A 17,757-nucleotide genomic window follows, 5' to 3' on the forward strand; every position below is an offset into this window, starting at 1 on the left:
GGAGAGCGCGATGACCGGGCTGGATGACTTCATCGGCGTGCGCGAGGTCTCGTCGCCGTCCGACATGGAGGCGTTCGGACGCGAGCTCGGCGGTGCCCTGCGCGCCGGGGACCTCGTGGTGCTCACCGGCCCGCTGGGCGCCGGCAAGACGACGCTCACCCGCGGCATCGCCGACGCGCTGGATGTGCGCGGACCGGTGCAGAGCCCCACGTTCGTGATCGCCCGCACCCATCCGTCGCTGTCCGACGGGCCGCCGCTCGTGCACGTCGACGCCTATCGGCTCGGTTCGCCCGCAGAGCTCGACGACCTGGGTCTGGATTACGACAACGCGGTCACCATCGTCGAATGGGGACGCGGCATGGTCGACGGGCTCGTCGACCGGTGGTGGGAGGTCGAGCTCGAGCGCGAGTGGAGCGGCACCGGCGTCGACAACGCCTGCGGCACCTCCGGCCCGGCCGCTCGCGAGATGGAGGACAACGCGCCCCGCAAGGTCACCGTCACCCGCCACGGGTGAGGGTTCGCGGGCGGGGCGCGACTACCCTGGATGCTGTGATCCTCGGCATCGACACCTCCCTCGGCACGGCCGTCGCCGTCACCGACCGCGATGGTGTCGTGTACGCCGAACGGGCCAGCGCCAATCCGCTCGGCCACGCCGAGGTGATCGGCGATCTGCTGCAGGCCGCGCTCGCTGACGCCGCCTATGGACCGGTCGGCGCGACCGCGGCATCCACCCCAGTCGAGATCACCGCCGTGGCCGCCGGCATGGGCCCGGGGCCGTTCACCGGATTGCGGGTGGGGATCTCCGCCGCGCGGGCGTTCGCGCTCGGTCGGGGCGTGCCGGTCGTGCCGGTCGTCAGCCACGACGCGGCCGCACTCGCGATCCTGCTGGCCGACCCGTTCGCCGACCTGCCGCCGTTCGGCGTGGTGACCGACGCGCGCCGCCGCGAATTCGCCTACACGGTCTACGACGGCCTCGACGCCGACGGGCTGCCGGTCCGCCGCACCGAGCCGTCGCACATCCTACGCACCGAGCTGGATGAGCGCCTGGCCGAACTCGGCGCCGAGCGCCGCGAGGTATCGACGATCTCCGCGGCGATGGTCGCCGTGCTCGGCGCCCGCGCCCTCGCCGCCGGGCGCCTCGACGGGCCCGCCGAACCGCTGTACCTGCGCGCCCCCGACGTGACCATGCCGGGCGCACCCAAGCGGGTGGGAGCATGACGCTGCGCACGGCCGCGGCATCCGATCTGCCGGCGATCATGGAACTCGAACGCGCGAGCTTCCCCGCCGACGCGTGGAGCGAGGCGATGATGGCCGCCGAAGTGGCCTCGCCGCACGGCCGCTACGTCGTCGACGTCGAAGACGGGCAGCTGCGCGGATACGGCGGCGTGCGTGCGGTCTCCGGCGGGGCGGATGCCGACATCCAGACCATCGCGATCGCCGAAGCCGCCCGGGGCACGGGGCGTGGGCGCGCGCTGCTGACCGAGCTGCTGACCACGGCGCGCGAGCGCGGGGCGCGCGAGGTGTTCCTCGAGGTGCGCGCCGACAATCCGGTCGCCATGGCGCTGTACCTCTCGGAGGGGTTCGCGGAGATCGCGCGCCGCCCCCGCTACTACCAGCCCGAGGATGTCGACGCCGTGGTCATGAAGCTCGACCTCGTCGGGTGGGCCGCGGCGCGGCGCCCGGATGCCGCGGGGCAGAGCGCCGCCGACGCGACGGGAGCCGCTGATGAGTGAACCTCTGGTGCTCGGCATCGAGACCAGCTGCGACGAGACCGGCATCGGCATCGTGCGCGGCCGCACCTTGCTGAGCAACACCATCGCCTCGAGCATGGCCGAGCACGCGCGCTACGGCGGCGTCGTGCCCGAGGTCGCCGCCCGCGCACACCTCGAAGCGCTGCAGCCCGCCATCGAATCCGCCGTCGCCGAAGCGGGCATCGCCCTGAGCGACCTGGATGCGGTGGCGGTGACGAGCGGGCCGGGTCTGGCCGGGGCGCTCATGGTCGGCATCGGCGCCGCGAAGGCGCTCGCCGTGAGCCTCGACAAGCCGCTGTATGCGGTCAACCACCTGGTCGGCCACATCGCCGCGGACCTGCTCACCGGCGAAGAGGTCGAGTATCCGACCGTCGCCCTGCTGGTCTCGGGCGGTCACACCTCGCTGCTGCTCGTGCGCGACCTCGTTGACGACGTCGAGATGCTGGGCGAGACCATGGACGACGCCGCCGGCGAGGCCTTCGACAAGATCGCGCGCATCCTCGGCCTGCCCTATCCCGGCGGCCCGGAGATCGACAAGGCCGCCGCCACCGGCGACCCGAACGCGATCCGCTTCCCGCGTGGTCTGTCGCGCGCGTCTGACATGGCCGAGCACCGGTACGACTTCTCGTTCTCGGGACTGAAGACCGCCGTCGCGCGCTGGGTCGAGCAGGCCACCGCGGCCGGTGAGACGGTGTCGGTGCCCGATGTCGCCGCGTCGTTCCGCGAGGCGGTCGTCGACGTGCTCGTCACGAAGGCGCTTGACGCCTGCAAGCGGCACGACGTGCCGCGGCTGCTGCTGGGCGGCGGCGTCATCGCCAACCGGCGCCTGCGCGAGGTCGCGCTCGAGCGCGCCGCGGCGGCCGGCGTGGCCGTGCGCATCCCGCCCCTGTCGCTGTGCACCGACAACGGCGCCATGATCGCGGGGCTGGCCGCCGAGCTCATCCAATCGGGACGGCAGCCCTCGACGCTCGCGTTCGGCGCGGATTCGACCCTGCCGGTCACCGAGATCCAGGTGGCCGCGGCGTGAGCGAGAAGGATGCCGGGGCACGGCCCGGCGGCAACGACGAACCGGTCGAGCCGGCAGCCCCGGCGACGTCCGAACCGGCGGCGGCCGGCCCGGCAACGGCGGCTGAACCCGCGGCCCCGGCGGAACCCGCGGCGCCGGCGGTGCCGGAAGAACCCGCACGCCCGGCAGACGCGGCCGAGCCTCCGGCATCCGGCGACCCGGTCGCGCCGGTCAGTCCGGTGAGCGCGGTCGCGTCCGTCTCGGACGACGTCGACCGGGCGGCGGACTCATCGGCCCTCCCGGGTGAGCACCGCGGCGGCTTCAAGCGCCCGCTGACCGAGCCGGTGCCGACCGCTGAGACCGTGCAGCCCGAACCCGAGGTGCGGTGGGCGCCGACACCGGCGCCGATGCCGCGCAGCGCGGGGTGGGCACTGGGCCTGGCGATCATCGGCCTGTGCGTCTCGCTGCTGGTGGGCTGGGGTTTCGTCATCGGGCTGGTGGCGGTCGTGCTCGCGATCCTCGCTCTGCGACGCCCCTGGGAATCGACCGGCGTCGCCGTGTGGGCGCTGTGCCTGGCCGTGCTGTCGCTGATCTACAGCGCCGGATGGCTCTGGTGGGCCTGGACGCGGATCCCGATCGTCGGCTGACGCGTCGCTACACCCGATCGGCGAGGATCGCGACCCGCTTGCCGTCGACCTTCGTGAGGATCAGCGTCGCCGACGCATCACCCCGCAGCCGCAGCTTGCGGCGGAACTGCGCCGGGTCGATGTCCACGCCCCGCTTCTTGATCTCGAGCGTCCCGATCTGCCCCACCGCCAGGGCGCTGTTGATCGTGGGGACCTTCAACGGCATCACCTCGCGCACCCGGAACGTCTGGACGAACGGGCTGGTGACGGCGGCATCCCCGGTGAGGTAGGCGATGCCGCCGGCGAGCATCCCGGCATCCAGGGTGCGGGCGACCTCGCCGATCAGACGGGCCCGGATGACGGCCCCCTCGGGCTCATGCACGAACGCACCCAACGGCCGCACCGGCTCGTCCGCGCTGTCGGCCGGTGCCGTCAGCTCGGCGGCTGCGTCCCCGCGGATCACCAGCGCCGAACGTGCCACGCCCGCACGGGCGAGTGCGCCGGACCACACGACGAGTTCGATCGTCGAGCCGTCCACGCTGATCCACTGCGCCTCGACGCCGGCCGGGATGCGCGCGCGGTCGAACGCCGGCCCGAGCTTCATGCCCACCGGCATCCTCTCGGCCAAGGCGAACGCCCATTCCAGCGACGGCGACCAGTCGTCGGCGCCGGTGCGGGTCGTCTCGCTGTGTCCGGCGGTGCGGCGGGCGGGGTCGAGCCACACCGCGTCGACGCCGTCGAGGTCGGTGTCTTCCGCGCGGCCGTGGCGCACGGTCACCGCGTCGCCGAACGGCGCGAGGTTGTACGCGGCCAGCGCGGCGGTCACCTCGTCGGCATCCACGGCCACCACTTCCAGGCCCAGGGCCGCCAGACCCAGCGCGTCGCCGCCGATGCCGCAGCCCAGGTCGGCCACGCGGGTCGCGCCGGCGTCGCGGAACCGGGCGGCGTGCCGGGCGGCCACCCCCAGACGGGTGGCCTGCTCGAGCCCCGCGCGGGTGAACAGCATGCGGTCGGCGAACGTGTCGAACTTCGTGCGCGCGCGAGTGCGCAGTCGCGCCTGACCCACCACGGCCGACACCAGGTCGGGGGAGTGGCCCTCGCGGCGCAGGCGTGAGACCAGCGCGGCGACCCGATCGGTCGAATCGACCTCACCGACCGCGTCCAGCAGCCGCAGCCCGTCGGGGGTGAGCAGGGCCTGCAGCTCGGTGATGTCCATCGAGCCAGCCTATGCCGCGGCCGCCACGCCCCTCGCCCGTCGCGAAGGGGCGATCCCCCATACCCCCGGTGGCGATCCCCTACCGTACCCGGGGCGGGGTGGGTGGACAGGGGGATGGTCACGGATGCCGGGATGTCGCCGTCGGCGCAGACTCGGATCAACCGGCGCCGGGGGGCGCTCAATGAGAGGAACGGACAATGGCTGACGGCAACTTCCTCAGCGACGTCGACGAGACCAATGTGGGTGTGGACGTCGACGCAGATCTCGATCTGGGGAACAACAACTCGACGAACACCGACAACTCGACCGACGACGACACGGACAACTCGGTGAACGGGTTCGCGAACAACTCCGACAACTCGGACAACTCGACCGACAACTCGACCGATGACGACACGCTGGGCGTCGGGTGGGGCAACAACTCCGACAACTCGGACAACTCCGACAACTCGGACAACTCGACCGACAACTCCGACAACAGCGACAACTCGGACAACAGCGACAACTCGGACAACTCCGACAACTCGGACAACTCCGACAACTCGGACAACTCGGACAACTCGACCGACGACGACGTCATCGGCATCGGCTGGGGGAACAACTCCGACAACTCGGACAACTCCACCGACGACGACACCGACAACTCGGTGAACGGGTTCGCGAACAACTCGGACAACTCCGACAACTCGGACAACTCCGACAACAGCGACAACTCGGACAACAGCGACAACAGCGACAACTCGGACAACTCGGACAACAGCGACAATTCGGACAACTCGGACAACAGCGACAACTCGACCGACAACTCGGTCAACGGCATCGCCAACAACTCCGACAACTCCGACCACTCGGTCAACGGCTGGGCGAACAACTCCGACAACTCGACCAACGACTCGGGCAACGTCGGTTCGTACAACCAGCACCTGGACTACGACCAGGACAACTCGATCAAGGACTCGGCCAACGACAACTCGGTCAACGCCGGCCTCCGTGACTACGGGAACATGATCGGGGGCGGCGGCGCCGCGGGCGCTGCGGCTGCCGCGGGCACGGTGAACAACAACTACACCGTCCTCGACCAGTCGATCAACGCCAACATCAACGCCGGCGGCGACGTCGCGCTGGGGTCGGCATCGTCGGTCGTCGCGTCGACGGGATCGAACTCGAACGCGGCCGGAGACGACATCACGTGGGACAACTCGGTCGACAACTCGGTGAACTACCTCACCGGCGGTGACGCCTTCATCGGCAACACCACCAACATCGAGACGACCATCGCGTCGCACAACTCGGCGGTCGACGAGTCGATGACCGACAACTCGCTGCACTCGAACATCACCGACTCGTTCACCTCGGAGTGGACCAGCAACACGGCGATCGACGACAGCGTGGACGAGAGCATCAACACGACGATCTCGGACGCCTTCAACAACTCGTTCAACGAAGAGTTCTCGCCCACCCTGGACAACGACCAGTCGTGGACCGACAGCTCGACCGACATCTGGTCGTCGAACGTGGGACTGGGGAACGACATCGTGGACGACGGGGCCACCGCCGTCGATGTCGACGTGGACGCCGATCTCGACCTGGGGATGTAGGAGATCACCGCACCACGCAGCACCGGCGCCCCGGGGGCCTTCCGCTCCCGGGGCGTCGTGCTGTGCGTCCGGACGGACCCTTGAGCCGGGGGCGCGAAGAGGTTACCTTGCCAGATGGGGGGCTTGCGCGGGGGCGCAAGGGGATTGAGTCATCGATGAACGAGCCCATGGGGGATGCGGCCGACACGTCGGCACCGACGACCGAGCAGCTGCTGCGACTGGTCGACCAGCTCACGGCGATGAGCGACGCGGTCGGCCGCGACGATCTGAGCGAGCGGCTTCTGCATACGCGGGCGCGCCTGCAGGATCCGTACGTGCGCGTGCTGGTGGTCGGCGAGTACAAGCAGGGCAAGAGCAAGCTGATCAACGCGCTGGTCGGCGCGCCGGCCTGTCCGATCGACGACGACATCGCCACGCGCGTGGCGACCGTGGTCGGTTACGGCGAGACGCCGTCGGCCGCACTGCTGACACGGTCGGCTCCGGATGCCGGAGTGCGCCGGCACGCGATCGGGCTCGACGAGCTGGCCGACCACGTCACCGCCGATCCGGCCGTCTACGACGGGGAGACGGTCGTGGGTGCCGAGGTGATGCTGCCGCGGGAGATCCTCAAGCCGGGGCTGCGCCTCGTCGACTCGCCCGGGGTGTCCGACATCGCCGCGTTCCGGGCGCTGTCGACGCTGTCGGCGCTGGCGGGCGCGCACGCGATGCTGCTGGTGTCCGACGCCTCGCAGGAGTACACGGCGCCGGAGCTGCGGCTGCTGAGTCAGGCGCTGCGCATCTCGCCGCACGTGTCGGCGGTCATCTCCAAGACCGACGTCTACCCGCAGTGGCGGCAGATCACCGAACTCGACCGCGGCCACCTCGCCGAGATCGGCCCGGTGCCCGTCTTCCCCGTCTCCAGCGACCTGCGGCTGACGGCCGCCGCCGAGCAGGACCGCGAGCTCAACGACGAGTCGGGCTTCCCCGCGCTGGTGCACCACCTGCGCACCCAGGTCGTCGGCCGCGCCGACCAGCTGCAGCGCCGGGCCGCATCGGCCGACCTGGCCTCCGTGGCCGACCAGCTGGCGATGGCCGCGCAGTCCGAGCTACATGCGCTGCAGCATCCCGAGCAGACACCCGAGCTGATCCACCAGCTCGAGATCGCCAAACAGCGGGCCGAGGACTTCCGCAGCCGGTCCTCGCGGTGGCAGACGACGCTCACCGACGGCATCGCCGACCTCATCGCCGACACCGAGCACGACCTGCGCGACCGGTTGCGGCGGGTGCAGCGCCAGGCCGAGGCGGCCATCGACGAAGGCGATCCCGGGCCCATCTGGGACGAGTTCGCCGCCTGGCTCGACGAGCGGGTGGGCGAAGCGGTCACCGACACATTCGTGTGGACCAACGAGCGGCAGCAGTGGCTGGCGCAGGATGTCGCCGAGCAGTTCCTCGAGGGCGAGGACGACATCCCCGACATCGACGTGAGCGATGTGACGGGCGTGCTCGACCCGGTCGATGAGATCTCCAGCATGGATGCCCGCACCCTGTCGGCCGCCGAGAAGCTCTACATCGGCGTGCGCGGGTCGTACGGCGGCGTGCTCATGGTGGGCCTGGCCACGAGCGTGCTGGGCATGTCGATGCTCAACCCGCTGTCGCTGCTGGCCGGGGTGCTCGTGGGCCGGCGCGCCTACCGGGAGGACAAGCAGGCCCGCCTCAGCCGGCGCCAGGGCGAGGCGAAGAACCTCGTGCGCCGCTACATCGACGAGGTCGCCTTCCAGGTGCACAAGCAGCTGCGGGACCGCCTGCGCGCCGTGCAGCGCGCCACGCGCGACCACTTCGGCGCTCGCGCCGACGAGATCTACCGCTCGCTGACGGCGGCCGCCGACGCGGCCCGGCAGTCGGCCGGCGCGTACTCCAAGGATCGGGAGAGGCGCATCGAGTACCTGCAGCGGCGGGTGCAGGCGCTGCAGGCCCTGCGGGAGGCGGTGCCCGCGCTCGAGGCCGAGGTCCCGGTCGCCGTCGCGGCCATCGGAGCCGCCGCGGGCAACCGTAGCGGTTCCGGTTCCGCACTCAGCCCGGCGGTGTCGCCGTGACCCTGCTCGATGAGGCGACCCGACTCGTGGATGCCGCGGGCGCGGCGTACCGCGACGACCCCGACGCGACCGCACGTGTCGACGCCTGGCGCCGGCGGCTGCGCGACCCGCTGCGCCTGGGCATCGCCGGCATGGTCAAAGCCGGCAAATCCACGTTGCTGAACGCGCTCATCGGCGAGCGCATCGCGCCCACCGACGCCGGGGAGTGCACGCGGGCGGTCACCTGGTACCGCTACGGCGACACCCCCGAAGTGACCGCGCTGCGCCACGACGGCACGCGGCATCGGCTCGCCCTGCACCGCACCGACGGCCGTCTCGTATTCGACCTGGGCGACACCGACGCCGACGAGATCGACCACCTCGACGTGCGCTGGCCGTCGGTGAGCCTGCGCTCGACCGTGCTGATCGACACCCCCGGCATCGAATCGGTCACCGACCGGGTCTCGGTGCGCACCCGCACCTTCCTGACGCCCGACGACCGTTCGCCGTCCGATGCCGACGCGATCGTCTACCTGATGCGGCACCTGCACACCTCCGACTTCGCCTTCCTCGAAGCTTTCCGCGACACCGCCGCCGGCACCGCCCACGCCGTGAACGCCGTCGCCGTGCTCTCCCGTGCCGACGAGGTGGGGGCCGGCCGACTGGACGCCATGCTCTCGGCCCGCAAGATCGCCGAAAGGTACCGTGAGCACCCGCAGCTGCGCTCGCTCGCGCTGAGTGTGCTGCCGGTGGCCGGCCTGCTGGCCGAGAGCGCCCGCACCCTGCGCGAGCGGGAGTTCGCGGCGCTGCACACGCTCGCCGCCCTCGAACGGTCCCGGCGGGAGCGGATGCTGCTGTCGGTCGACCGCTTCCTCGAAGCCGAGGTGCTCGACACGGACACCCGCCAGGCGCTCCTGGAGCGGTTCGGCATCTCCGGCATCCGGCTGGCCGCCGCCCTCATCCGCGGCGGCACCGGCTCGGCCCAGCACCTGTCGGAGCGGCTCGTGCAGCAGAGCGGGCTGGACGAGCTGCGCGCCTTCGTGCGCCAGCAGTTCCGCGCCCGTCAGGCCGCCCTCAAGGTGCGTGCCGTCGCCGCGGGCCTGCAGGCGCTGGTGGCCGACCGCGCCCCGTCAGGCGGCGTCGACCTCGCCGGGGAGGTCGAGCGGCTGCTCGCCTCCTCGCACGAACTGCGCGAACTCGACCTGCTCGCCCGCTCGCGCACCGAGGGGCTGGGACTCGACCCGGACGCCGCCGCCGAAGCCGAGCACATCCTGGGCGCCGGCGGCGTCGACGTGCCCGCACGCCTGGGGCTGGGCACCGACGAGCGCCCCGAGTCGGTGCGGCTGCGCATCGACGAACTGGTGGCACGGTGGCGCGAGCGCGCCGAATCGCCGTTGGCCTCGCGGGCCACCGCGCGCGTCTGCGGCGACGTCGTCCGATCGCTCGAGGGGATCGCCTCAGAGGTCGCCGCCCGGGCTGAAGCCCTCGGGGCCGCGACGGACGTCGATGCCCCGGGCGGTCCAGCGCAGGGCGGCGGGCAGCACGCTCCACAGCAGTCCGACGACGGCCAGGCCGCCCTGGATCAGCAGGATCAGCCGCAGCGGGTCGGCTGAACTCTCCCCGCTGAACTCCCGCGCGGCGACGAACGCGACCGCGTGCAGCAGCACGGTGCCCAGCAGCCACCACCGCGCCCCGGCGCGCCGGTTGGCGAACGACACCAGGAACAGCACCTGCAGCAGCACCACCGCCACCAGCACGCCGAACAGCGACCAGTACACGATGTCGGCCGTGGCCTCGATCGTCTCGTCGGCGCGCCCGGCATCCACCCCTCGCACCCGATCGGCGATGTGCGCGGTCTGGTCGGTGCGGATGATGAACATGTAGACCACGCCGACCGCGCCCACCGCGAGGCTGAGGATCCAGAACAGCTCGCTCAGCCGCACCGAGAACGGCGGCGGCACCTTGGCGACCACCGGCGCATGATTGGTGGTGGTCAGGGCCGGACGCGGCGGCTGCGCGCGCGTGGTGCGCAGCGCGCCGTGGGTGGGTGAGGGCTCAGTAGTCATCGTCGGTGAGCGGCTCGTCGTAGGTCTCGTCCTCGGCGGTGTCGAACGACTGCTCGGCGTACGGGTCGCTCATCGCCTCGACGAGCGGCTCGGCGGCAGCCGCCGGGGCCGGGGCGGTCTCGGCCACAGGCGCGGCGGCCGGCTCCGCCACCGGCGCGGCCGCCGGCTCCGTCGAGGCGGGAACGGACGCGAGGGCGGTGGCCGGCTCTGCGGCGGGGGTGGATGCCGGGATCGCGCCGCCGCCGTCCACGGGCGCCACCACGTCGGCCGGCGTCGACGCCGCGGTGCCCCCGCCGGTCGTGGTCGAGTTGTCGGTCGCCTGGTTGTACGAGCCGGCGACCGTGGAGACGTCGGTCTCGTTGTCGACCACGGCATCCCCACCGGCGACGATCGTCGTCGAGGAGTCCTGGCTGCGGTCGTCGACGATCGAGCCGCCGGCCGCGACCGAATCCTCGCCGCTGGCGACGACGGCCTCGTTGTCGAACAGCTGCATGACGTCGCCTTCGGCCCAGATGTTCTGGTTCACCGACTGGTCGACCACGGTGGCGTTGTTGGTCACATAGGAGTTGTTGTTCACGATGTCTCGCAGCTCACGGATCACCTCCGGGGCCGGCTGCACCGTCGGCGTCGGCACGACCGTCGACGCCGGCGAGATATCCGGCCGCGGCATCACCTGCGGATTGTCGTAGATCAGCGGCATGACCGCGCACACGTCGTCGTACGAGACGTCACTCAGCCCGGCGTCGGCCAGCGTCGCCTCGGGCTCCTGGTCGAACGCCTCGGCGGCCTCGGGGTCGCGCAGCAGGCTCAGGATGAACTCGATCAGGGCATTGGCCATGGTCGAAAGTACGGTGCTCATGGTGTCTCCTCGTGGTGGCAAGCGGTCATCCCCGGTTGCGGGGTACGGGCGGGACGGGTTCGTCCGGGCCCGGGCGGATTCACGATCATGCGACGCCCTCCGTCTCGGCGTCGGAGTTCAGCAGGTCACGCAGGCGGGTCAGCAGATCCGAGCGCGAGGTGGCATCGAGCCGGCGGCGGATGCGGGCGATGTGGTGCTCGGCCGTCCGCGGCGAGATGAACAGGGTCTGACCGATCTCGACATAGGTCTTGCCCTGCAGTACCAGCCGCGCGACTTCCAGCTCGCGGGCGCTGAGCGCCGTGCCGTCGGGAGTGGCCACCGCCTGCGGGGCAGGCCCGGGCGCGGCCAGCACCTGCTTCGGGTGCAGGTCACGCGCGCAGGCCAGCAGCTGCGTCGAGGCCTGTTTGTCGCTGGTGCGGGCGGCCCCGTGGGCCGCCAGCCGGGCGCCGTCCCACGCCAGGCCGCGGTGCGCGAGCGACTGCGCCGCCGATTCGACCGCGTCGGCGTCGACCCGGCCGGCCAGCACATCGGTCCACGTGCGTCCGGCCGTGGCCAGCTGCGCCGCGAACGCACTGTGCCGGGCGGCGCCCAGCAGCGTCCGCGCGTGCGGCACGAGGGCGTCGGAGCGGCCCATCAGGATGCCGCGCTGGACGCCGCTCCAGTGCAGGGGCGTGGCCCACAGCGGCGGCGATCCCAGCTGCTCCAGGAGCGCCTGCGCCGCACGGAAGTGCCGGTCGACGGCGTCGGCGGCCCCCACCCGGACACCGGCGAGCATGAACTCGCTCAGGAAGGGATGCAGGTACAGGTCGAACCGGCGGCGCAGCAGGTGTGGGCGGGCGTCGCGGAAGACGGACATCACTTCGGCGGTGTGCTCGTACCGGCGGGCGAGGGCCACCTCGCATGCCGCCAGGATGAGCCGGTCGCGCGGCAGCAGGCCCGCGCCGCAGTCCTTCGCCCGGTCGAGGTGTGCGTGCGCCTCGTCGGGGCGGTTCGCCTGGATCGCGATCCAGGCCTGCCACAGCCGCAGCCGCGGGCGTGCCCACGGGCCGCCCTGCTGCGCGGCCACCGCGGCCTCGAGCGTGGCGGCGGCGACCGGGAGCGCGCCGATGGCCAGCGCTGCGGCTGCTGCCGGCACCGCCGGCGGTTCGACGAGCGGGAAGTCGGACTGGGTCGCGTTGTAGAGCTCGGAGGCCAGCACGAGCGCGTCGACGGCGCCTTCGACGTCGGTGCCCAGGGATGCGTCCAACGCCGCGCCGAGCGCCTCGGACGCGACCGTGAGCGTGTCGTGCGCGCCGTCGACCGGCGCGGGCGCAGGGCGGGGTGCGGTGCCGGTGCCGAGCATCGCCAACGACAGGCGCGCATGCGCGATCGGGGAGGCCGCCGCCTCATCGGCGGCGCCGGCGGCCCCTGCCGCCAGTGTGCCGCGGGCCGCCCACACCGCGAGGGCCGCCGCCACCGCGTCGCCGACCGTGGCCGGGTCGGGAGAGGCGAGCATGCGGTCGAAGCACGACGTGGCGGTGTCGAGGTCGCCGGCGCCGAGGGCGGCGATGGCGAAACGCAGACCGAGCCCGCGCGGCTCGGCGCCGCCGGCCCACGCTTCGCGGTACAGCGCGAGGGCCCGGACCGGGTCGTCGGCGCGCAGGGCATCGGCGTGGGCGACGAGCCGGTCGGCGCGCGACTGCGGTGACGCATCGCCGGGGCGGGAGGACCAGGACTCCCATTCCTCGTCGTCCACGACGGGAAGGGTGTCGCGACCGGCCGCCTCCGTGAGCGCCGCCACCCGATGCGGCGGGATGACCGCGTGCACGGCGGCGCGGACCGCGCGCGGCGGGGTGCCGTTGGGCGAGAGCAGGCCTGCGGCGAAACCCGCCGCGACGGCGGCATCCCAGGTGCCGGTGGGCGGCGTCATGCGCGCGAGGTCGGCCGGTTCGAACAGGCACAGTGCTTCGACGGCGCTGCGTGCCGCGCCGTCGAGATAGTCCAGACGGTGTGCGATCAGCTGCCGCAGTGCGGGGGTCAGCTCGCGGTGCCCGGGGTCGAGGTCGCACGCGTCGGCGTCGTGCGCGTCGACGGCTGCCAGCGTCAGCCACGTCAACCCGCCGGTGAGCTTCACCATCGCCCGTGCGCACGTGAGCGGCAGCCGCGTGGCCGTCACGATCTGCTCGGCCGTGAGCTCGCCCAGGAGGATCGGCGCGCTCGCCGCCTCGAGCCGGGCGGTGAGCCGCCGGAGTCGCTCGTCGTCGTGCGGCCGGTGGGCGACCACCAGGCTGGCGTCAGGATCGGCGGCGAGCCGGATGAGCGCCTCGAGCTCCTCGCCGCCGAGGGTGTGCGCGTCGTCGACCAGCATCACGCCGCCGGAGCCGTCGCCGCCGGCACCGCCGGTCACGGTCGCTCCGCGGGCCCGCAGCTGGTCACTCAGGGCACGCAGCGCGGTCGTCTTCCCCGACCCGGCGGGGCCGATCACGACGCCGCGGATCGGGCCGTCGGCGGCTGCGTCGGACAGCAGCGCCGTCTCGGCGATCGCGGCGACCAGGGTCTCGCCGAGACTGCGCCCGCCCGGGCTACGGGCGGTGTTCAGGCTCGTGATGCCGCCGGAGCGCGCGCTGTGCGGCGTACCCGGAGTGGAACCTCTGATCATCTGTCCTCTACCTCACCTCTGCCGGTCACCCGGCGGTCGACGTCTGCGGAGTGGGGCCCGGGCTCGGGGGCGGCGGGGGCTCCGACGTCGGCGTGGGGTCCGGCGCGGGTTCGGATGTGGGCGAGGGGTCGGCGGACGGAGACGGGTCCGGCGACGGTGCCGTGGTCGGCTCCGGTTCGGCGGTCGGCTCCGGACTGGGTTCGGGTTCGGGTTCGGGTTCGGGTGTCGGTTCGGGTTCCGGCTCCGTCGTGGGTCCAGGTTCCGACGTCGGCTCGGGTGCCGGCGTCGTGGGTGCGGGGGTCGGCGTCGGTTCCGACGTCGGGCTGGGCGACGCCGAGGCGGTGGGGCTGGGCGATGCGGAGGCGGTGGGGCTGGGCGATGCGGAGGCGGTGGGGCTCGGTGACCCGGTCGCCGTCCGCGGCGTCGCCGACGCCGTCGGCCTCGGCGCGGAGCTCGTGCGGGGCGACGGTGTGCCGGGTCGCGTCGACGGCTCCGCGGCCGCACGCCTCTCCTCCTCGGCCTGCTTCGCCTCGGTGACATGACGTTCGAGGCGCTGTGCGGGCGCATCCGGCGGCGGGAGCGGGTCATCGGTCGGCACGATCGGCGAGAACGGGTTCGGTGCCGGTGCCCCGGGTGCCGGGTCCCCCGCGGGCGGATCGGTCGGGTCCGCGTCTTCCGGCGGTGTGGTCGGCAGCGGCGCCGGATCACGCTCGGCGGCCTGCACCCCCGCGTAGGCCGTCAGGTCATCCGGTCCGGACGGCCCGTCGGCACTGGTGAGCGCCGCCGGCGGTGCCGTCGGCAGGGTGCCCTGTGCGGTGGCCACGGCGCTGGAGAACGCCGCACCCCCGACCAAGGCCGCCGCAGCGGCAGTGCCCGTCACCACCATCCGCCAGCGTTGTGGGTGGAGAGCCAGCAAGGTCGTTCCCGGATGCGGCCGCATCCGGGCATCGACCGTGGTGACGGGCGTGGGGGCCTCTGCCGCCACGACGGTGGACTCGGTCGCCGGCGCGGACACCGGGTCGCCGGCCGCCACCCCGGCGAGCGGTGCGGACTCCAGGGATGCGAGCCACGCGGCCAGGTCGCTCGTGCCCGCGGCCTCCAGCGCCGTGACCGAACCGGACACGGCGGCGGCGGCCTCGGCGCGGGCGCGCACGGCGCCGAGCGCGACGACGGCCTTCGGATCGGCATCCCGGCACAGGGGCAGGTCGAGGTGCTCGGAGAGCAGCTGCGCGACCTGCGGGATCCGGGTCGACCCGCCCGACAGCAGCACGGCGGCCACGTCGTCGGTGGCGACACCGGCCGCGGCGCGCGCAGCGTCGAAGGCGGCGACCGTGCGGGCGAGGGCCGGCTCGATCATGGCCTCGAACTCGCTGCGCACGAGCCGCACCGTGCCGCCGGCGCCGCCGAGCAGCACCGGGATGATCGTCTCGGCATCGAACGACAGGGCCTCCTTGGCGGCGACGCACTCGCGGCGCAGCGCCGCGAGCGCCACGGGCGCGCCGTCGGCGGCGAGCGGGCCGGCCGACGCCAGCACATGGGCGATGACGGCGTCGTCGAAGTCGGCACCGCCGAGGTCGGGGATGCCGGCGGTGTGCAGCACCCGGGTCTGGTCCGGCGTCTCACCGACCCGCACGAATGCGAGATCGAACGTCCCGCCGCCGAGGTCGTAGACCGCCAGCACCGCACCCGGCTCCCACCCGTGCGTCGCCGCGTAGTGATGGACCGCAGCCTCGGGCTCGGACAGCACGGTGGGGCCCGCCAGGCCCCGGGCGGCAACCGCCGCCCGGACCAGGCCGCGACGGTGCGCACCCCAGGTGGCCGGGACAGTCACGGACACGCCGGCCGGCGGGCGCCCGCCCGTGGCCTCACGCACGGCCCACTCGACGGTGCGGGCGTACACGTCCTCGGCGCGCAGCGTGCGGCCCGCGACGGTCAGCGGGACGTCGTCGCCGATGCGCCGTGTGTAGTCGCGCACCAGGCGCGCCGGCTCACCGGCGCCGCGCCGCTCGGCGATGTCGCCGTGGAGCACGTCGTCGGCGGTGACGAACACCGCCGACGATGCGGCGTCCCCGGCCTGGCCGAGGCGTGCAGCGCGCACGGCGACGCCACCCGCCTCGACCTCGGCGATCGCCGCCGACGTCCGTGATGTCCCCACGTCGACAGCGCAGTACAACAGTCCCTCTGCCACGCGATCCCCCCGAATCCACGTGGTGCCCCCCACTTCGGGCACAGCAGCTTTGTCAGCCCCGACTCCTTTCCTACCGCTTTCGCGCCCTGATTCCTAGGGGTCGACGACGAATGCCGGGGTTGGCGGGGCACGACGGGACGATAGGGGGTCGCCGGCGGGTGCGGATTAGGGGGATAGGGGAGTGCGGGACAACTAGATTGGCACTCGCGTTGCGAGAGTGCCAGCTGCGCCCTAGACTTGCGTTAGCACTCTCACTGTGAGGCTGCTAATTGAGTCTTGAAGCAAGACCCCACGAACACGAAAGAGGTAGACCGTGTCGGTTTCCATCAAGCCGCTCGAGGACCGCATCGTCATCAAGCAGGTCGAGGCCGAGCAGACCACCGCAAGTGGCCTGGTCATCCCCGACACCGCGAAGGAGAAGCCCCAGGAGGGTGAAGTCATCGCGGTGGGCCCCGGCCGCATCGACGACAACGGCAACCGCGTTCCGCTCGACGTCGCCGTCGGCGACCGCGTCCTGTACAGCAAGTACGGCGGCACCGAGGTCAAGTTCGGTGCTGACGAGTACCTCGTGCTCTCGGCCCGCGACGTGCTGGCGGTCGTCGTCCGCTGACGATCTGAACTCGACCGAAGGACTCGGATGCTCCGGCATCCGGGTCCTTCGTCCTTTTCCCAGTGGATGCCGGTGCCCGGCCGCATGGCACATCAGCGACGCAGGTCGGCAGAAAGCCGTCGGCCCCGCGCGCCGGCATCCGTCATCACCGTCCTAGGCTTGCACTCGTGACACCGGATGAAGCCGCGCGCGAGCAGACCGTCGGCGGGACGTATGCGTTCGTCGCGTACTTCCTCTGGGGTTTCATGCCGCTGTACTTCCTCACGCTCGATCCGACCGGGCCGTGGGAGATCGTGGCGTGGCGGGTGCTGCTCGCGCTCGTGTTCTGCGCGATCCTGCTGGCCGTCACGCGCACCTGGCGCAAGCTCTTCGCGATCCTGCGCAACCGGCGACTGGTGGCGTGGACGATCGTGGCGGGCCTGCTCATCTACGTGAACTGGCAGGTGTTCCTCATCGGCGTGCTGACCGGGCGGGTGGTGGAGGGGAGCCTCGGCTACTTCATCAACCCGATCGTCACCGTGCTGCTGGGGGTGCTCGTGCTGAAGGAGCGCGTGCGGCGCGCCCAGTGGGTGGCCATCGGCATCGCCGCGCTCGCGGTCGTCGTCATCATCGTCGGGTACGGCGCGTTCCCGTGGGTGGCGCTGACCCTCGCAGCGAGCTTCGGCACCTATGGGCTCGTGAAGAAGCAGATCGGGCCGAGTGTCGACGCGATCAGCGGTTTGACGCTCGAGTCGCTGTGGCTGGTGCCCATCGCGGTCGGACAGCTCATCGTCGTGGCGGCGATGGGCGACCTGACGATGGGGCGGGCCGGGGCCGGCCACACCGTGCTGCTGCTGCTGGCCGGGGCCGCCACCGCGATCCCCCTGCTGCTGTTCGCCGCCGGTGCCCGCCGCGCCCCGCTCGTGGTGATCGGCCTGCTGCAGTTCGTCGCGCCGATCCTGCAGTTCATCACCGGCGTGTGGATCCAGAACGAGCCCATGCCGCTGGAACGGTGGATCGGGTTCGGCCTGGTGTGGCTGGCGCTGGTGCTGCTGACAGTCGACTCGCTGCGCCATTCCCGCCGCCCGGTCGTCGCCACGACGAGATAACGATTCGGTTCCGTGACACACCGTTAACACATCGCAACAACCCAGACGCATGTTCGCCGT

14 protein-coding genes are annotated in these 17,757 nt (G+C 72.3%); 10 read left to right on the forward strand and 4 right to left on the reverse strand.

Annotated elements, in window-relative coordinates:
* Positions 1 to 10 precede the first annotated feature (10 nt).
* The 5 genes from tsaE to ACQ143_RS10880 are packed head-to-tail and all read left to right on the forward strand — an operon-like array spanning position 11 to position 3,404.
* Positions 11 to 514, forward strand: a complete 504-nt coding sequence (gene tsaE, locus ACQ143_RS10860; protein WP_449570702.1) for a tRNA (adenosine(37)-N6)-threonylcarbamoyltransferase complex ATPase subunit type 1 TsaE — start codon at positions 11 to 13, stop codon at positions 512 to 514.
* Between the two features lie 35 nt (positions 515 to 549).
* Positions 550 to 1,218, forward strand: coding sequence for a tRNA (adenosine(37)-N6)-threonylcarbamoyltransferase complex dimerization subunit type 1 TsaB (gene tsaB, locus ACQ143_RS10865; protein WP_449570703.1), 669 nt, complete (start codon positions 550 to 552; stop codon positions 1,216 to 1,218).
* Entirely contained in the window at positions 1,215 to 1,733 is a 519-nt protein-coding gene (gene rimI / locus ACQ143_RS10870) for a ribosomal protein S18-alanine N-acetyltransferase (protein ID WP_449570704.1), read from the forward strand. The genes tsaB and rimI overlap by 4 nt, the downstream gene beginning before the upstream one ends.
* On the forward strand, positions 1,726 to 2,778 hold the full coding sequence (gene tsaD, locus ACQ143_RS10875; RefSeq protein ID WP_449570705.1) for a tRNA (adenosine(37)-N6)-threonylcarbamoyltransferase complex transferase subunit TsaD: 1,053 nt from the start codon (positions 1,726 to 1,728) through the stop codon (positions 2,776 to 2,778). Before rimI ends, tsaD begins: the two co-directional genes overlap by 8 nt.
* Positions 2,775 to 3,404 carry a hypothetical protein gene (locus ACQ143_RS10880; RefSeq protein ID WP_449570706.1) on the forward strand — a complete coding sequence of 210 codons (630 nt, stop codon included), beginning with the start codon at positions 2,775 to 2,777 and terminating at the stop codon, positions 3,402 to 3,404. The genes tsaD and ACQ143_RS10880 overlap by 4 nt, the downstream gene beginning before the upstream one ends.
* A gap of 7 nt (positions 3,405 to 3,411) precedes the next feature.
* Here the strand turns inward: ACQ143_RS10880 and ACQ143_RS10885 are convergent, their stop codons facing one another.
* A complete protein-coding gene (locus tag ACQ143_RS10885; protein ID WP_449570707.1) occupies positions 3,412 to 4,599 on the reverse strand; it encodes a THUMP-like domain-containing protein in 1,188 nt (395 codons plus the stop codon).
* Positions 4,600 to 4,796: 197 nt separating this feature from the next.
* Between ACQ143_RS10885 and ACQ143_RS10890 the strand changes: the two genes are divergently transcribed.
* The 3 genes from ACQ143_RS10890 to ACQ143_RS10900 all read left to right on the forward strand — a co-directional run bounded on the left by ACQ143_RS10890 (position 4,797) and on the right by ACQ143_RS10900 (position 9,861).
* Positions 4,797 to 6,197: a hypothetical protein gene (locus ACQ143_RS10890; protein WP_449570708.1), complete on the forward strand. Its 1,401-nt coding sequence runs from the start codon at positions 4,797 to 4,799 to the stop codon at positions 6,195 to 6,197.
* Between the two features lie 155 nt (positions 6,198 to 6,352).
* Positions 6,353 to 8,269, forward strand: a complete 1,917-nt coding sequence (locus ACQ143_RS10895; protein ID WP_449570709.1) for a dynamin family protein — start codon at positions 6,353 to 6,355, stop codon at positions 8,267 to 8,269.
* Positions 8,266 to 9,861 carry a dynamin family protein gene (locus ACQ143_RS10900; protein ID WP_449570710.1) on the forward strand — a complete coding sequence of 532 codons (1,596 nt, stop codon included), beginning with the start codon at positions 8,266 to 8,268 and terminating at the stop codon, positions 9,859 to 9,861. Before ACQ143_RS10895 ends, ACQ143_RS10900 begins: the two co-directional genes overlap by 4 nt.
* A 442-nt stretch (positions 9,862 to 10,303) precedes the next feature.
* Here ACQ143_RS10900 and ACQ143_RS10905 read toward each other — a convergent pair whose 3' ends face one another.
* The 3 genes from ACQ143_RS10905 to ACQ143_RS10915 all read right to left on the reverse strand — a co-directional run bounded on the left by ACQ143_RS10905 (position 10,304) and on the right by ACQ143_RS10915 (position 15,966).
* Positions 10,304 to 11,173: an IniB N-terminal domain-containing protein gene (locus ACQ143_RS10905; protein WP_449570711.1), complete on the reverse strand. Its 870-nt coding sequence runs from the start codon at positions 11,171 to 11,173 to the stop codon at positions 10,304 to 10,306.
* Between the two features lie 85 nt (positions 11,174 to 11,258).
* On the reverse strand, positions 11,259 to 13,811 hold the full coding sequence (locus ACQ143_RS10910; protein ID WP_449570712.1) for a LuxR C-terminal-related transcriptional regulator: 2,553 nt from the start codon (positions 13,809 to 13,811) through the stop codon (positions 11,259 to 11,261).
* A gap of 25 nt (positions 13,812 to 13,836) precedes the next feature.
* Positions 13,837 to 15,966, reverse strand: a complete 2,130-nt coding sequence (locus tag ACQ143_RS10915; protein ID WP_449570713.1) for an Hsp70 family protein — start codon at positions 15,964 to 15,966, stop codon at positions 13,837 to 13,839.
* A 346-nt stretch (positions 15,967 to 16,312) separates the two neighbouring features.
* On the opposite strand from ACQ143_RS10915, the gene groES reads away from it, so the two are divergent.
* Complete coding sequence (gene groES / locus ACQ143_RS10920; RefSeq protein WP_449570714.1) at positions 16,313 to 16,609, forward strand: co-chaperone GroES; 297 nt, start codon at positions 16,313 to 16,315, stop codon at positions 16,607 to 16,609.
* 167 nt (positions 16,610 to 16,776) lie between these two features.
* The gene (gene rarD, locus ACQ143_RS10925) at positions 16,777 to 17,697 is read left to right on the forward strand and encodes an EamA family transporter RarD (RefSeq protein WP_449570715.1); all 921 of its coding nucleotides are present in this window, start codon (positions 16,777 to 16,779) and stop codon (positions 17,695 to 17,697) included.
* The last annotated feature ends 60 nt before the right edge of the window (positions 17,698 to 17,757 follow it).

This window comes from Microbacterium pollutisoli, assembly GCF_053586795.1.